Annotated in this window: 18 protein-coding genes; 8 read left to right on the plus strand and 10 right to left on the minus strand. The window is 39.6% G+C overall.

Going from position 1 to position 14,241, the window contains the following annotated elements:
• Window positions 1-20: 20 nt before the first annotated feature.
• The 4 genes from ACR5KR_RS05385 to ACR5KR_RS05400 form a co-directional block, all read right to left on the minus strand.
• Window positions 21-2,141: a glycoside hydrolase family 10 protein gene (locus ACR5KR_RS05385; RefSeq protein ID WP_448265755.1), complete on the minus strand. Its 2,121-nt coding sequence runs from the start codon at window positions 2,139-2,141 to the stop codon at window positions 21-23.
• A 274-nt stretch (window positions 2,142-2,415) separates the two neighbouring features.
• Window positions 2,416-2,988: an HdeD family acid-resistance protein gene (locus tag ACR5KR_RS05390; protein ID WP_445627444.1), complete on the minus strand. Its 573-nt coding sequence runs from the start codon at window positions 2,986-2,988 to the stop codon at window positions 2,416-2,418.
• Window positions 2,989-3,171: 183 nt separating this feature from the next.
• Window positions 3,172-3,717 carry an alpha/beta hydrolase gene (locus ACR5KR_RS05395; protein ID WP_445627443.1) on the minus strand — a complete coding sequence of 182 codons (546 nt, stop codon included), beginning with the start codon at window positions 3,715-3,717 and terminating at the stop codon, window positions 3,172-3,174.
• Window positions 3,718-3,777: 60 nt separating this feature from the next.
• On the minus strand, window positions 3,778-3,993 hold the full coding sequence (locus tag ACR5KR_RS05400) for a bromodomain-containing protein (RefSeq protein WP_445627442.1): 216 nt from the start codon (window positions 3,991-3,993) through the stop codon (window positions 3,778-3,780).
• A 283-nt stretch (window positions 3,994-4,276) separates the two neighbouring features.
• Here ACR5KR_RS05400 and ACR5KR_RS05405 point away from each other — a divergent pair, with 283 nt between their 5' ends.
• Window positions 4,277-4,519, plus strand: a complete 243-nt coding sequence (locus ACR5KR_RS05405) for a DUF2281 domain-containing protein (RefSeq protein WP_445627441.1) — start codon at window positions 4,277-4,279, stop codon at window positions 4,517-4,519.
• Complete coding sequence (locus tag ACR5KR_RS05410) at window positions 4,504-4,698, plus strand: hypothetical protein (protein WP_445627440.1); 195 nt, start codon at window positions 4,504-4,506, stop codon at window positions 4,696-4,698. The genes ACR5KR_RS05405 and ACR5KR_RS05410 overlap by 16 nt, the downstream gene beginning before the upstream one ends.
• An 852-nt stretch (window positions 4,699-5,550) precedes the next feature.
• Here ACR5KR_RS05410 and ACR5KR_RS05415 read toward each other — a convergent pair.
• A complete protein-coding gene (locus ACR5KR_RS05415; protein ID WP_448265756.1) occupies window positions 5,551-5,691 on the minus strand; it encodes a hypothetical protein in 141 nt (46 codons plus the stop codon).
• A 462-nt stretch (window positions 5,692-6,153) separates the two neighbouring features.
• Here ACR5KR_RS05415 and ACR5KR_RS05420 point away from each other — a divergent pair, with 462 nt between their 5' ends.
• Together ACR5KR_RS05420 and ACR5KR_RS05425 are read left to right on the plus strand one after the other, a co-directional pair.
• The gene (locus ACR5KR_RS05420) at window positions 6,154-6,615 is read left to right on the plus strand and encodes a pyridoxamine 5'-phosphate oxidase family protein (RefSeq protein WP_445627439.1); all 462 of its coding nucleotides are present in this window, start codon (window positions 6,154-6,156) and stop codon (window positions 6,613-6,615) included.
• A 281-nt stretch (window positions 6,616-6,896) separates the two neighbouring features.
• The gene (locus ACR5KR_RS05425) at window positions 6,897-7,100 is read left to right on the plus strand and encodes a ChaB family protein (protein WP_334841609.1); all 204 of its coding nucleotides are present in this window, start codon (window positions 6,897-6,899) and stop codon (window positions 7,098-7,100) included.
• Window positions 7,101-7,128: 28 nt separating this feature from the next.
• On the opposite strand, the gene ACR5KR_RS05430 is transcribed toward ACR5KR_RS05425, so the two are convergent.
• A complete protein-coding gene (locus ACR5KR_RS05430; RefSeq protein ID WP_448265757.1) occupies window positions 7,129-7,749 on the minus strand; it encodes an HPP family protein in 621 nt (206 codons plus the stop codon).
• Window positions 7,750-8,583: 834 nt separating this feature from the next.
• On the opposite strand from ACR5KR_RS05430, the gene ACR5KR_RS05435 reads away from it, so the two are divergent.
• Both ACR5KR_RS05435 and ACR5KR_RS05440 read left to right on the plus strand, forming a co-directional pair.
• Window positions 8,584-8,742, plus strand: a complete 159-nt coding sequence (locus ACR5KR_RS05435) for a hypothetical protein (protein ID WP_448265758.1) — start codon at window positions 8,584-8,586, stop codon at window positions 8,740-8,742.
• 61 nt (window positions 8,743-8,803) lie between these two features.
• Window positions 8,804-9,379, plus strand: coding sequence for a DUF411 domain-containing protein (locus ACR5KR_RS05440; RefSeq protein ID WP_448265759.1), 576 nt, complete (start codon window positions 8,804-8,806; stop codon window positions 9,377-9,379).
• A gap of 40 nt (window positions 9,380-9,419) precedes the next feature.
• Here ACR5KR_RS05440 and ACR5KR_RS05445 read toward each other — a convergent pair whose 3' ends face one another.
• Together ACR5KR_RS05445 and ACR5KR_RS05450 are read right to left on the minus strand one after the other, a co-directional pair.
• A complete protein-coding gene (locus ACR5KR_RS05445) occupies window positions 9,420-10,364 on the minus strand; it encodes a tetratricopeptide repeat protein (RefSeq protein WP_445627436.1) in 945 nt (314 codons plus the stop codon).
• Window positions 10,365-10,605: 241 nt separating this feature from the next.
• Window positions 10,606-10,998: a hypothetical protein gene (locus ACR5KR_RS05450; RefSeq protein WP_448265760.1), complete on the minus strand. Its 393-nt coding sequence runs from the start codon at window positions 10,996-10,998 to the stop codon at window positions 10,606-10,608.
• A 540-nt stretch (window positions 10,999-11,538) separates the two neighbouring features.
• On the opposite strand from ACR5KR_RS05450, the gene ACR5KR_RS05455 reads away from it, so the two are divergent.
• Together ACR5KR_RS05455 and ACR5KR_RS05460 are read left to right on the plus strand one after the other, a co-directional pair.
• On the plus strand, window positions 11,539-11,955 hold the full coding sequence (locus ACR5KR_RS05455; RefSeq protein ID WP_445627434.1) for a KTSC domain-containing protein: 417 nt from the start codon (window positions 11,539-11,541) through the stop codon (window positions 11,953-11,955).
• Window positions 11,956-12,363: 408 nt separating this feature from the next.
• A complete protein-coding gene (locus ACR5KR_RS05460) occupies window positions 12,364-12,849 on the plus strand; it encodes a molybdenum cofactor biosynthesis protein MoaE (protein WP_094350603.1) in 486 nt (161 codons plus the stop codon).
• Between the two features lie 340 nt (window positions 12,850-13,189).
• On the opposite strand, the gene ACR5KR_RS05465 is transcribed toward ACR5KR_RS05460, so the two are convergent.
• Both ACR5KR_RS05465 and ACR5KR_RS05470 read right to left on the minus strand, forming a co-directional pair.
• The gene (locus tag ACR5KR_RS05465; protein WP_445627433.1) at window positions 13,190-13,600 is read right to left on the minus strand and encodes a VOC family protein; all 411 of its coding nucleotides are present in this window, start codon (window positions 13,598-13,600) and stop codon (window positions 13,190-13,192) included.
• A 103-nt stretch (window positions 13,601-13,703) separates the two neighbouring features.
• A complete protein-coding gene (locus tag ACR5KR_RS05470; protein ID WP_445627432.1) occupies window positions 13,704-14,117 on the minus strand; it encodes a GNAT family acetyltransferase in 414 nt (137 codons plus the stop codon).
• Window positions 14,118-14,241 lie beyond the last annotated feature (124 nt).

Here is a 14,241-nt window from a genome sequence, read left to right on the forward strand (position 1 = left end):
AATCTGGGCAACACTGTTGTTCAACTAACTGTAATAACTGTTCCCGCACTCTCGTTGGCTAATCTATCCACTGCACACACGGCATAGGTTCCGGCTTGTTGGACGGTAGCGAAGGTTGTGCCAGCAGATAAAATTCGTTGAATTGTCCAAGTATCGCCACTCAGCCGATAAAGTGTCCAGGAACGAACTGGCTGATTATCTCCAGGCTGCCAACTTAATTTGCGGTTATTGACTTGTAGTCCAATGGGTGGAGATGGTGGTGTTGTATCTTGCCAAGGCAAAGTTGGCGGTAAGGCAGGTTTGTTATACAGCAGACTTTGAAATTTATCAGCAATACCCTGACTATTTTCTGTCAAAACACTGAGATTAAAGAAGATATTCCCTAGTGACAATCGTCCAGCTTGGCTACGACTAATTTTCACCTGCTTTTCAATCTCATCACTCTCCCGACTCTTGTTGCTTGGTTCTGTCAAATTGTTACCAGCATAAACGTGTCTTTGCTTTGTGTTTACCTGTGTCCACCACTGTAGCAACGCTGGATAACTTTGTTGTGGTTGGTCTGTGCGCCAGTAAAGTTGAGGAGCAATATAATCAATCCAACCTTCTTCTAACCATTTCTTTGAGTCGGCATACAGCACATTGTAAGCATCCAATCCAGTAATACCCGCGGGTTGGCCGGGGCGATAAATCCCAAAAGGACTAATACCAAATTTAACGTCGGGTTTAGTTGTTTTAATCCCTTGCCAGAGGCGCTGTACCATTTTGTTAACATTGTCTCGTCGCCAGTCGCCAAGGCTGAGTGTACCACCAGCTGCTTTATATGCAGCGTAGGTTTTATCATCGGGGAAAGACTGCCCCTCAATGGGATATGGATAGAAATAATCATCTAAGTGAATGCCATCAACATCGTAGCGCTTCACTACATCGAGAATTACGTTGTAAGCTCTATCCTGAACTATTTTTAGTCCTGGGTCCATCCAGCGTTGTGTTTTCCACAAATAAACGCTTTCTGGATTAGTCGCTGCGATGTGGGGACGGACTGTTTTAGCTGGGTCAGTGGAAGTGCTAGCGCGGTAAGGGTTAAACCAAGCATGGAGTTCAAGATTATGCTTATGACATTCTGCGATCGCAAACGCTAAAGGATCGTAAAATGGTTCCGGTGCTTTCCCCTGAGTTCCTGTAATCCAAGCACTCCAAGGCTCTAATCGAGATTCATACAAAGCGTCTCCCTCTGGTCGCACCTGGAAAATCAGAGCATTGAAGTTTAGCGCTTGTAATTTAGTAATAATCTCGGTAAGTTCTGCTTTTTGTTGAGCAACAGAAAGTCCCGGTTTGGAAGGCCAATCACCATTCCACACAGATACTACCCATGCTCCCCGGAATTCCCGGCTATGATTTACCCTAACGCTACCGATAGGTGTGGGCGTTGGAGTTGGTATTGGTGTCGGTGTTGGAATTGGAGTTGGTATTGGAGTTGGCGTTGGAGTTGGAGTTGGAGTTGGTGTTGGAGTTGGAGTTGGTGTTAAGATTGGCGGCTGTACTAAGTAACTAGAGGCAATTTTTTCTGCCTGACCTAAATACACCAAAGCTTGATAAATAATCACTGCCACATCTGCACGAGTAGCTGCGAGATTAGGATTGAGTAATTTAATATTTGGAAAACTAACCACCAATCCAGCGCTGGTGGCAATAGCTACATGATTTCTACCATACTCAGGAATCTGTACAGAATCCTGATAAATCTGTGAGAGTTTTGAGAGCAGGTCAGGTTTTACCTTGGTAGCAATTTCTAAGCCTGCTACCAAGGAAACTAAGACTTCTACCCTAGTAATTCGGTTAGCTGAACGGAAAGTTTTATCAGGGAAACCGCTAATAAATGCTTTTTCGTAAGCTGTTTTAATGGCTGCTGCTGCCCAATAATTCGTGGGTACATCAACAAAGGAAACATACTGCCGCTTCTTGGAAACTGTCCCAAATGCGTTGGCAATAATTGCGGCAAATTCAGCACGGGTAAGTGAATTATCAGGGCGATAAGTGCCATTAGGCAACCCACTGACAATACCGCGTTGGGCTAAGGCTGTTATAAATGAGCGTGCCCAATGGTTTTGAATATCCGAGAATGGAGTAGCAATAGATACCATTGTTGATTGCAGCTAGCTGGCCTTGATTTTGATTTCCTTTGTTAATTTAGCAATTTTGTTGGCGTAGGCATAGCCAGCCATAGGCATCGCTGCTGCAATGTCGTCTTGTAAACTTTAACTACTTAAGTTTGAGAATGGGAAATGGGGAAGGGGGAATGGGAAATGGGGAAGGGGAAAAAACCTTATCTTAATATATCGAGCCTTCCAATCCTTTTCCCCTTACCCTTTCCCCTTTAACCGAGCAGTATTGCCCCCCACTCCCCACTCCTATCTACTAAGTAGGATTTGCAGCTTCATTAGTAGGATTTGAGGTAGAACGCGCATTCAAAGATAGCATGACGCGTGAAACGCCAGTGAAAATAATGCTGACGCCAACTAGTGTACCCAGAAGCCAGGGTGCGTTGAAGGGCCACTGAAACCAAATCATTGCGCCTAAGACCAATGTAATAATCCCATCACCGAGTATCCACGTCCAGTTTTCTTGGGGACGTAACCGGAATGCCAGAATTAACTCGAATGTACCTTCAGCCAGTAAAAAGCTGCCAAGCAACAAAGTTAGTGTGAGTACACCTGTAAAAGGATAAACAAACAACATTATGCCGGTTGCAATATAGAGTCCGCTCAATAGAAGTTTCCAAATAAAACCTCCCTGCTGGCGGGTTTGAGTGGCATAAACTAGTTTTGTAAATCCGGCGAAAATCAAAATCACCGCAATCCAAGTTTCGGCGAATATGGTCGATAGATTAGGCGCTGCGATCGCAATCACCCCTAAAATACTCAAGAGAACACCTGTTATCAGTGACCCATTCACATTTTTGTTAGTATTTTTAGAAACATCGGTTGTCATAAAAATCCCTTTCCTATTTTTAGACTAAACTCTACATTTAGGTTAGGGAATTTTTAATTAACACAGTATGAACCCTAAGATAGACTCATCAGTATTAACTTCGTTGCGATCGTGATTAAAATTTACGACTATTGAGATACTAAATCAATCATCAGATCGCAACTGTATTGTCTCTAAATTACCCTATAATAGTTCTGCAAGATTGCTGAGACGTTCATAAACAGAAATAAGACGATCTCCTTCAAGTTCAACAGAAGTATTTGGATAATTCTGAATGGCTCCAAGTAATGTCACTTCACCATTTTGTTGAATAGATGTACTTAAAGCACTTCGCAATGCTTGCTGGTCTAATTGTCCTGCGGGAGGATGAACTACCTCACCAATTTGGTTAACTAAAATTGGCCCTGCCCAACTAGCTAGTAAACTATTCAAAAAAGCAGCATCAGCTTTTATTGGGGCTTTCAATGCCTTACGAGCTACTGCGGGGTCTTGTTGCGCCGCCTGTAAATAAGCTCTTAATGTTGGGGTAGTCTTGCCAGTTTCTGTAAACTGACTTAATTCTTCAACAGATACTTGCCCCTGAAAAGTACCATACTTTAAAATAACTTGCTCGGCAGCATTAGCATTAGTAGTTGAAAGAACAATAGCACCTACACCTAAAGCTACAGTCTGAGTGAGTAACTGAGTAAATTTATTATTTAATCGATTGACAAGTTGCGAAATCTGCATTTTGTTAAACTTGATAATGGTATGGAACAGACATAAGCAAAAAATGCCTATGTCTTCGGATTAAATTTTGTCATTAGGCAAAGCTGCATGAGGTAGTATTGATTGATCTTCGTCTAAAGTTGGTGCAGGTACGCCCAAATGCTTCCTTGCAGTTTCTTCAGCAAGCTTTCGGTCTTGTTCGTTCTCGAACTGGCTCTCATCTAACAAATGAGGATTTTTTGCTGCTTCGTCTCGGCTTGGTCGATAACCATTTTTCCACCTATACTTCCAGTCCATAGTTTAAAAGGCAGATATACTGCAATTTGATTTCCTAGTTGCTTATATTAGACGCTGAATGGAAAGTGATACTCCTGCTATGGGTTGAAGAGGCTCATTCAGAAGGTATAAATTTAACATCATCTTAAAGTAGTAATACTCTATTACCCTAATTTTAAGGCAATTATGAGTTGCGATCGCAAATGTAATAACGATTGTCACTAGCTGCGATCGCTACTGGTGTTATATAACATTTTACAGTTGCAGGATTTGTTTGATTTTATATTTTTATTCAAAAACAGATATGATAAATATTATTTTAGATATTGCCCAAATACAGAATCAGACAATTATGCTTAAAGAACAGATTACACAAGAACTAGAAAAATTACCTGAACCTCTGTTACAGGAAATTTTAGATTTTGTTCAATTCTTACAAGCAAAGTATCAAAAAGATAAAATCTTAGAAATCACTATTATGAGTGAATCATCACTGCGAAAAGATTGGTTAAGACCAGAAGAAGATACAGCATGGCAGGATTTGTAAAAGGAGATGTTGTTATTGTTCCATTTCCATTTTCAGACTTAACTGGTACAAAACGCAGACCTGCTTTAGTTATTGCTACTTTTCAGAGAGACGATCTGATACTTTGCCAAATTACTAGCCAAGCTGTTGGCGATATCTATGCCATTCAATTAGATAATAGTGATTTTAGCTACGGTTAATTAAATCAGCCAAGTAATATTAGACCAAATCGAGTTTTTACTGCTGATAAACAAATTATTTTATATCAAGCAGGTCAAATAAAACTTGAAAAATTAACAGAGGTTATTAATAAAATTATTGAAATTATACAGTACTCAAACCCGTAGTTGTATCCAGTATTTAATTAAGTTGGACTGGTGTCAGGTGGTTCGGTAACTGGCGGTTGCGTCACAGTTCTACCTACATAGATTTGGTGCGTTTGATTGTAAAACAACGCCAAAACGGTTGACTTGGGAGGAGTTTAGCAATACTGTTGCTGGCAAAGGTTTTGAATTTGGGGGAACTGATACCAATTCAAAATTCAAAACTTGTACTGAGCGTAGTCGAAGTATTCAAAATTAAGAAAGTAAGAAGTAGCATAGGTTTGGGCGTTTGCATCTGTATCATATTTTTTGTGAAATGGTATGAGGTAGTTACAGCTGGGTTATTAGGATTAAAATGAACAAGTATTTTTCATCACATCTGAAGCCTCGGAAACCTAACCCCCCTAGCCCCCCAACACTCACAAGGGAATGGGGGTTTCAAAGCCTCTCTCCGCTTGGCTAACGGCAGGTTGACGCCAACGGGGAGAGGAATAGAAGTGGGTTTTATAGTATACTTTGCAACTTTTCAAACAACCTCTAAAGGCGAACCGGAAGCAGGCTATGTACAGCCGTGATTTTTAATCGTCAGGTATATTTGCTGATTGCTTTATCAAAAAGCCTAATTGCTTTATCAAAATATTAAAATACTTTCTCAAAATACCGAAATGCTTTCTCAAAAGGTTTCAATGCTTTCTCAAAATACTCGAATGCTTTCTCATTTCGGTGTTTTCAGCAAGCAAAAGGCTTAAATGCTTTATCAAAAGGCTTAAATGCTTTCTCATTTTGGTGTTTTCCGCAAGCAAAAGGCTTAAATGCTTTCTCATTTTGGTGTTTTCCGCAAGCAAAAGGCTTAAATGCTTTCTCAAACACCAGTTTAGTTACTCATTTCAGTGTTTTCCACAAGCTAAATGGCATTTGACTTTTTCAAACGGATCTATGCCTTCTTTCCTGTTCCCTACCCACGCAAGTAAATTCTCCGAATTAAACCGGATTCCTATATGTCTGCTAAATTATGACTTTATCAGCCAAAGTTACAGAAGCACTTTGAATTTAGTAGAAAATTTATTAAATTTATGTCTAAAGAAATAAGCGCAAAATTAACCTGACTATACCTAAAAGTTGTGTATGCACAAAATAGTCATTCTCAACAAATATCTCTATAGATATAACTAAAAAAGCTACTTTTATTATAATTCCACCTTTAGGCTCACGCAATTTAAACTAAAAAGGGTAATACTAAAAAATAACATTATCAAAATTAAATATGGTTGTAATCAAAAATTGCAACCTAGACAACAAACAAATAGATAAATAGAGAAAAAAGTACAAACAATGGCAACTTCTACTGACCGCGAGCAACAGATTCAAAAACTGCGTGAACTCATCAAAGATATTGATTATGGGATGTTTACTACAGTCGATGATGATGGCAGCTTGCATAGTTACCCGATGTCAAAGAGTGGTGAGATTAACTCTGATAGCATACTCTGGTTCTTTACTTATTCTGATTCCCATAAGGTGACTGAAATAGAACATCACGAGCAAGTCAATATTAGTTTCTCTTCACCCGAACAGCAGCGATACGTTTCTATCTCAGGTACAGCACAACTTGTGAAAGAGCGCAACAAAATGCGACAGCTATGGAAGCCGGAACTTCAAACCTGGTTTCCTAAGGGACTAGATGAACCTGGTATTGCTTTGCTGAAGGTAAATATTAACCAGGTTAATTATTGGGATAGTGTATCGAGTTTCAAGCCACAAACAATTAGTTTTTTGACAACATCACGCCTTTAAGTAATTAATAATTCGTAGTTAAGAATTCAATGAGGAATTATTTAAAACGTGTAATTATTGTCCGAAATTGCGGCAGTTGTTAGCGGTATTGAGTAACTGAAAGCACTGCATTGAAATTCAGCGATCGCCCGTGGCTGGCTTTTAACTAATGCAAGTGGTGTGCGTTAGCGTAGCTCACCGCAGGTATCGCTGTCAGCCATATGCTGCTGATGAAGGCAGAATCAAACATGGTTTTCCACCCTAAAGCAAAGCACAAACATGAAACTGGAGAAATAAAAGTTATGCCTTACAAACAAATTGCAGACTTACCAGATTCAGTCAAAGAAAACTTACCCAAACACGCCCAAGAAATTTTCCGAGCTGCATTTAACAGCGCTCAAGAACAATATGGTGGAGAAGAACGTGCCTTTCGAGTCGCTTGGAGTGCGGTAAAGCGCGATTACGAAAAAGGCGATGATGGGCATTGGCACAAAAAACCAGAATAGAATTCAATACGGTTCGATTAAGGTTTTCTTACAGCCAGTGCTTGGGATAAGTCCTCTCTTGTGCCAGATTATTAAAAACCACAGCACAAAGCACCAAAATAATAGAACCTTGTAAAGCAGGTGTTAATAGAAATTGCCAAGGAGCTTTTGTCATCATCACGACTAAGGCAACTGCTCCTGAAGGTGGGTGTAGAGTTCCAGTCAGCTGCATCATCCCAATGGCTGTTGCTACTGCCATTCCCATTGTCCACGGTGACGAACCGAAAAGATGTAAAATAATTAGGCTGACTAAGGCAGCTACGAGATTACCACCAATTACATTACGGGGTTGAGCCAAAGGACTGTCTGGTACACCAAATATCAATACACTAGTAGCACCAAACGGAGCCATAAGCAGAGGAGAATGTGTTCTCACAGATAGGTAAGCCGTTGCTGCGATTGCTAAGAAACTACCAAGCCAACTCCAAAAAATATGTTTGTGATGAGGTTTATCTATAGGACATGTTAAAGGACATGACTGCCAGGTTCCACTTATCTTAAACCAGTAATTCTTCAATTTCAAGTGAAGATTTTTGTAATTAAATAATTTTAAATAAGCAGAATTAGTTCGCTTTTTTGGGAAATTTCCTTTCATAAACTCCACAATCATAAATAAGCATCAACTTAGAAAATATGAGTGGTGACATTATCCTGTAGCTAGTTATCAATACCGAAATAAACAAACATATTTATTTCAAATTTTTTAGCAAAAATAGTATCTTTCGGTTGATATACTAAAGATAACAATGCACACAGTAGTACCTTTCCAAATTGTAGATAAGGCATCGACTAGATTATTTATTCAAGACATTAAGAGCAACATTTACATAGACCTATTAACGCTAAATTAACAAGTCCAATAGAATATTGCTTAATGTCATGATTTTATAACATTCTACCATTAAAGTCTCTTGGAAATTTTTTAACAAAGTCTATATTACGTAGAAAAAACTCTCTTTTATATAAGATTTACTTATGAACTGCCTGGATTCGTTTCATATTAAAGATATTGTTACTAAACCTCGTCTACCTTGAAAACCGTAGTTTTGTAGGTTGGGTGCAGCGATAGCGTAACCCAACATAAAATTTGGTGGTAATGTTGGGTTGCGTTTCACTCCACCCAACCTACAAAAATATATTTTTTAAAAAACTCTAGGTTTCAACATAGATGAGGTTTAACTTCAAGGTGCTAGCTGAGAATGGCACGCTTGTAAAGCCCAAAAGCTTGTGTTGTCTTGTTCGCAACCTGGAGGCTTGAGAATGTATTTAAAATAGTCTCTGCCTCTTGTCAAGCTACTGGAGGCGGAGCCTCCAAGAATGAGTTAAAAGTTCATTGGTAATTCTTCTTTCCTTTGCTGATAATAGTTTTAGAGCTAATTATTAGACCTCTTGGCATTTGTGCTTTTTGCAAGAGGGGGAAAAATACAGAGCCTTTTCTCGACAAATGCCAAGAAGTCTATTTAAGAGGTTGATTGTGGTCTTTGCTCAAACCAGTCGCTCAGATGTAATAACAACTCGCCTGACGTTAGATGAGCATCGGGCTATGGAAGAAACCAACCCAGAACCCGATGAATACTGCAATGGAGAGATTATTTTTATTTAAAATCGTAGTGTTTTTAAACGCAGAGTGTTTTGGAAGTAATGTTGTATTTAGGAAGTATCAGATGTCACACAAACAATTGATTTCTTGCTGGCAAAAATGGTTACTTCCCATCTTGATGCCTGCCATTGTGCAAATAGTGGTTCTAACATTAGGGGTGTTGAGCATTTTGGGAAGCACTGCTCCTATGAGTCATGCTCAAGCTGTTTTTAGCAGTAGTTACATCCAGGAGCAACAGACACAATCAAAATCAACAGTGCTAAATGCCACTGTATATCGCAGTCCCGATTGTAACTGTTGTGGCGGGTGGATTGAGCACTTAAAGACACAGGGTTTTAAAATCACAGATTTTTCTGAGCCTGACATCGAAACAGTCAAACAAAAGTACAACGTGCCGGATGACTTGTCATCTTGCCACACGGCAATTGTTAATGGATATGTTATTGAAGGACACGTCCCAGCAGACGACATCAAACGTCTGCTTCAAGAAAAGCCAAATGTTGTTGGTTTATCTGTTCCGCAAATGCCTGTAGGCACTCCTGGGATGGAAATGGGGAATCGAAAAGACCCGTTTTCTGTGCTTTCTTTCGATCGCAAGAACTCAGTTGCAGTATTCAATAAGTATCCTGGTGAGTTCTGAGTCAATAGAAAGAATCTTTTAACTCAAAACTCAGCACTCTTTATTTAGAACCAGTTTTGATCGACTGCGACAAATGACTTAACCATCTCCTCAACCAGAAAGTAGATGATGCGCTTGCAATATTTTGAGAAAGAAACTCAATGGCATGGTTACAATCTTGCAGGCTGGCATCGAGTCCCATTGCACGATAAATTTCACGAGCATTGCAAAAGGCATCCATCGCTTCTGATTCTCGATTGATTTTTTCTAACACCAAACCCAAATTAAACCAGGCATTTGCTTCTCCGTTTGGGTCATTAAGATCGCTTCTAATCTCTAATGAATGCTGATAAAACTCCAACGCCCTTTGGTACTTTCCTAAAGCCTTATAAGCACTGCCCAATCCACTCAAGGCCATGCCTTCAGCATTGCGGTCGCTGATGAATTTCGCCAGCCCTAACCATTGTTGGTAAAATTCAATTGCGAGTTGGTAAGATCCCAACGATTCATAAATGTTGCCCAAACTTCCCAGGCAGATGCATTCCCCTGTCCAATCGCCTGTTTTCTTCGTTATACTCAACCATTGTTGGTAAAGCTCTATCGCTTGCTCGTACTTACCCAGGTATTCATAAGTATTACCCAAGCTTGCCAAGCAAAGACCTTCCCCAGTGCGATCGCCTATTTTCCTGGTAATACTCAACCACTGGTGATAATATTCAATCGCTCGCTGGTATTTGCCCAGTGATTGGTAAGCGTTACCCAACCCAGATAAAGATTTGGCTTCTTCTAAGCGATCGCCTATTTCTTTCGCTATATCTAACCATTGTTGATAAAACTCAATTGCTAGGTGGTACTCGCCTAGCGACTGGTAAGCATTGCCCAAACTTGCCAAAGAAATCACTTCCCGATTGCGATCGCCTGTTTCTCTGGCTTTTTCTAAACACCGCTCTTCATACTCAATGGACTCAATATTATTTAGTCCCCCGGATCTTATTACTTCTGTCATTCTCTATAGAAATTTTTGCTCCATAAGCTGACGATTATACAATTTTCTGTGGCTTTAGCACAGGATAAGTGCAACTTATGTCAAAATTTAGAAATTATTCTTGAATATCAAGCTTTCTTATATAGTTTTCATACACAGCGATCGCTATGTATAAAAAGCTTTTATCTATCCTTAGTAACAAGCATACAAATATACCATACTGAAAAACTTAGCTTTCTCAAAAGATATCAGAAAAACCAAATTAATCAGCAGCAGCATAATCTGGCAATACGTTGAGTTCTGAATTAACAGCACTTAAATAATTTTGATCGTTTAAAACTTGTGATGGTAATTTATTTGCATTCACAGCAGCTTTAACCAAATCTTTCGCAAGAATATTTCTATTCAAAGTTTTAAGTACTAGCGCTTCTCCACTAGGAATACCGTGTTGTTGCAGACCTCCTTGATAAGCAAAATGAACTAGATTCAAAGGCTGGAGGTAATTCGCAGAAGTCGAGTTCGTGGATAAATTATTAGAGTTAACAGCTATTGTTTCACTGTTGTTAGTAGTAGCTGTTTGAGCGCCAGCAATTCCAGGTACAAGAGTGATAGAAGCAAAAATCAGTGCAGAATTTATTAAGGTAGCAAGTTTCATAAGTTATATTTAGGTAAAATGCGATCGGTGTTCCTTAGTAATAGAGTCCTCTTTATTATTAATCTCAACTTCCTTCAGTCAGGTCATCTGATCGGTTGATATATGACTCACCCAAAAGGGTGAGCTCATTGAGTGATACAAACAGCAATGGAAACTCAGTTGAGTCTAGATACAACAAAGATTGGTTGAAATTGTCAAGTACTTACAGCAGAATTCAGAATTCACTAGCATACACTACTACAGACTTTTCAAACATCCTTTTAGACCAGAGAGCGAGTGAAAAGAGGCTTTTCGGAATTTTGCACAGATGCGGTAATCATAAGTAATTAACCGGACTTGATATCATGGGTATTTACCCGGATGTCAGAGAAAAACACTGCGTGCTGCTTTGCTAAAGCGTCTCTACAGACATTAAATTCTCTCTTAGAAGGAAAAACTTGACACTTAAGCGCTCATTTAGTATAAATGTACTATAAAAGCGCTTGATATTGCATAAAACTTTACCACTCCCGACTACGCTAATAGGAGAGTACAAAATAAATGAAGCTATCTAAGGTAGACTTGAGCAGTTTAGTAGCGATCGCTCATTCTGATGGATATTTGCAGTTGTTGCTCGACCGAGGCAACGAACTAGAGTTTTTGGAAATTCCAGCACCGATACAAGCTTATGAAGGATTGCAAGAACTCAACGAAGCAATTGCCGAAACGACTGCATTACCCTTTGAAGAAGAACCAATTGTCATGCTACCAGTTGTCTCATCAATGGCTATGGCTGTAGGCTACGATCGCAACGAACAGATTTTGCAAGTTGAGTTTCAAAGTGGAGCGGTTTATCAGTACTTAGGCGTAGACGAGGATACTTGGGAAGATTTACATTCCTCTGACTCAATTGGCAGCTTTTTCAATCAAGAGATTAAAGGTAGATATGACTGCGATCGTCTAGATGGTGCAGATTAATGACTAATAACTGTATGTAGGGTTTTTAATAATTCTTGCGTTGTATAAGAAACTTCTTGGCATAAGTCGGGAAAAGGGGAAGGTGGGGCCCCCTCTGGGGATACTTTCTGGGGCAGGTTTTTTTGATTAGACAAATTTTTGGGATTTTAAAACCAAAACCATTGTCTGAGAACTTAAAACTACGTTCAATAATTGAGAACATTCTCAACTATTTATCGAAAGCCTAAAAACCTGCCCTTGAAAGCTCTGGGGATAAGGGGCGGGGGGAAAGGGACTCATGTTTTTTATCCCTTACCCTTTTCCCTTTAACCTTTACCCAATCTCCACCTAACAATTTTGGGTTGGCAGACTACTAGTAATGCTTTCTTCAGAGACAATAGAAAAAACCCATATAATATCAACGCAGTTATGACAACTACACTTACCTCTGCTGTTAAACCAAGAGCCGAAGATAGTTTTGCCATTACCTTTGCACCATTATCTCTGGAAGAAATCTATGCCAAATCCGACGATCCAGCCAATGGTGCTGTGGTTGTGATGAGTGGTATGGTTCGCAATCAAACTGATGGTAAACCTGTGATTGCTCTAGAGTATCAAGCTTATGAACCGATGGCGTTGCGGATATTTTATCAAATTGCTGCTGATATTCGCTTATCTATGTCTGATGTGAATCGAGTCGCGATTTATCATCGTGTTGGACGTTTGCAAGTTGGGGAAATCAGCGTTTTAGTAGCTGTGGGTTCTCCTCATCGGAGTGAGGCGTTTGAAGCTTGCCAATATGCTATTGATACGCTCAAACACAATGCCCCTATATGGAAGAAAGAACATTGGCAAGATGGTTCTAGCACCTGGGTGAGTATTGGTGCGTGTGAAACATCAGGAGAAAATTGTTGATTTGAAAAAGAATTCAGAAATCAGAATTTAGATTGACAAAATTTTGACAAGTCAGATAGTACCATTTCTTTGCGAGGCTGCGCCAAATTTTTTTTCTTTGTGTACTTTGCGCCCTTTTCTAACGAGACGCTGCGCAATGCGGTTCGTTTTTTTTCTTATACTTCACTCCTAATATGGTTTAGCGCATCTTCATACAAAATTGGTATAAGATGCTATATTTTTTTTCCAAATTTGTTGAACTCATCGACACCACTCGCCAGAACCTTGAAAACCATCGTAACTTCTCTACGAGACGCTGCGCGAACGTTAAATGGTGTCGATTGTTTTCACAGTAAGAATTTCAGGCTATCAAATCGATTGTTTGTCGCTGTGCAAAAGTACTCTTAACGAACTCTGCAATCTCTATACGATTCCCACCGGGATCTCGGAGGAAAAACCGCACGCATCCTGGAAGTGGTCGTCGATCGGGAATAATTTCTATCCCATACTCTTTTAGATGTTCTTCAAAGGCGTTCAAGTTATCGACTTGGAAACAAAAATGCCGTCTTGATGCTTGGTTATTGGCGTTTTTCTCTCTACTAACGTGCAGTTCAATATCTCCCAATTTGTACCACGCTCCTGAATCATTTTTGATGACATCAGGTCTGGCAATTTCAGTCAATCCTAAAACTTTACTATAAAAAAACAGCATTGCATCCTCCACTTCCAGAGGATAGGTTACTTGAATATGATGAACTGCATTAAGCTTCATAAATTTTTCTCCTAATTTGGGTTAAATTTGGTATGCCTACAATCACCTTTTGCTGTAATCCTGGCGTATTTTTAAAGTTTTTCTGTTCAAACTCACCAAACATCTATACGACAAGCTTTCCCATACTGATGCGTTCTTCAATGAGATAGCCAAGTTTTCTATAAAACTCAACTACTTCTGCGTTGGAGACACGAACTTGGAGATTGATTTTGAGGCATCCCATCGCTATTAATACCTTCTCTGCGTGCTGCACTAGCTTGCTACCAATACCCTGCCGTTGATACTGAGGACTGACTGCAACTGTATATAGCCAACCGCGATGCCCGTCATATCCTGCCATGATAGTCCCTACAATCACAGAGTTAATCTCAGTAACGAAAAACAACTCAGGCTGTACAGCAAGTTTCTGACTGATTACCAATTTTGGGCTGCTGTGCGATGGGTTATTAGGAAACACCTCATCCCACAAAGCACTGACTAATTCAGCATCAGATTCTTGGTATGGTCTTATATTCATCTACATCTCTAAATCAAAGGACTTGCCTTTGCACATTGTTTGTGAAATACTACTCTTAAAACTACGGCAAATCGATATGTTTTAAGTAGTATTGTACAAAAATTACCATAAAACATCGCGTCCT

It is taken from the genome of Nostoc sp. DSM 114159, from assembly GCF_053470285.1.

What these genes read in the sequence shown, in the direction of transcription:
- ACR5KR_RS05385 (WP_448265755.1), bottom strand. Translation starts at nt 2,141, where the DNA reads ATGGTATCTATTGCTACTCCATTCTCGGATATTCAAAACCATTGGGCA.
- ACR5KR_RS05390 (WP_445627444.1), bottom strand. Translation starts at nt 2,988, where the DNA reads ATGACAACCGATGTTTCTAAAAATACTAACAAAAATGTGAATGGGTCA.
- ACR5KR_RS05395 (WP_445627443.1), bottom strand. Translation starts at nt 3,717, where the DNA reads ATGCAGATTTCGCAACTTGTCAATCGATTAAATAATAAATTTACTCAG.
- ACR5KR_RS05400 (WP_445627442.1), bottom strand. Translation starts at nt 3,993, where the DNA reads ATGGACTGGAAGTATAGGTGGAAAAATGGTTATCGACCAAGCCGAGAC.
- ACR5KR_RS05405 (WP_445627441.1), top strand. Translation starts at nt 4,277, where the DNA reads ATGATAAATATTATTTTAGATATTGCCCAAATACAGAATCAGACAATT.
- ACR5KR_RS05410 (WP_445627440.1), top strand. Translation starts at nt 4,504, where the DNA reads ATGGCAGGATTTGTAAAAGGAGATGTTGTTATTGTTCCATTTCCATTT.
- ACR5KR_RS05420 (WP_445627439.1), top strand. Translation starts at nt 6,154, where the DNA reads ATGGCAACTTCTACTGACCGCGAGCAACAGATTCAAAAACTGCGTGAA.
- ACR5KR_RS05425 (WP_334841609.1), top strand. Translation starts at nt 6,897, where the DNA reads ATGCCTTACAAACAAATTGCAGACTTACCAGATTCAGTCAAAGAAAAC.
- ACR5KR_RS05430 (WP_448265757.1), bottom strand. Translation starts at nt 7,749, where the DNA reads ATGATTGTGGAGTTTATGAAAGGAAATTTCCCAAAAAAGCGAACTAAT.
- ACR5KR_RS05435 (WP_448265758.1), top strand. Translation starts at nt 8,584, where the DNA reads ATGCCAAGAAGTCTATTTAAGAGGTTGATTGTGGTCTTTGCTCAAACC.
- ACR5KR_RS05440 (WP_448265759.1), top strand. Translation starts at nt 8,804, where the DNA reads ATGTCACACAAACAATTGATTTCTTGCTGGCAAAAATGGTTACTTCCC.
- ACR5KR_RS05445 (WP_445627436.1), bottom strand. Translation starts at nt 10,364, where the DNA reads ATGACAGAAGTAATAAGATCCGGGGGACTAAATAATATTGAGTCCATT.
- ACR5KR_RS05450 (WP_448265760.1), bottom strand. Translation starts at nt 10,998, where the DNA reads ATGAAACTTGCTACCTTAATAAATTCTGCACTGATTTTTGCTTCTATC.
- ACR5KR_RS05455 (WP_445627434.1), top strand. Translation starts at nt 11,539, where the DNA reads ATGAAGCTATCTAAGGTAGACTTGAGCAGTTTAGTAGCGATCGCTCAT.
- ACR5KR_RS05460 (WP_094350603.1), top strand. Translation starts at nt 12,364, where the DNA reads ATGACAACTACACTTACCTCTGCTGTTAAACCAAGAGCCGAAGATAGT.
- ACR5KR_RS05465 (WP_445627433.1), bottom strand. Translation starts at nt 13,600, where the DNA reads ATGAAGCTTAATGCAGTTCATCATATTCAAGTAACCTATCCTCTGGAA.
- ACR5KR_RS05470 (WP_445627432.1), bottom strand. Translation starts at nt 14,117, where the DNA reads ATGAATATAAGACCATACCAAGAATCTGATGCTGAATTAGTCAGTGCT.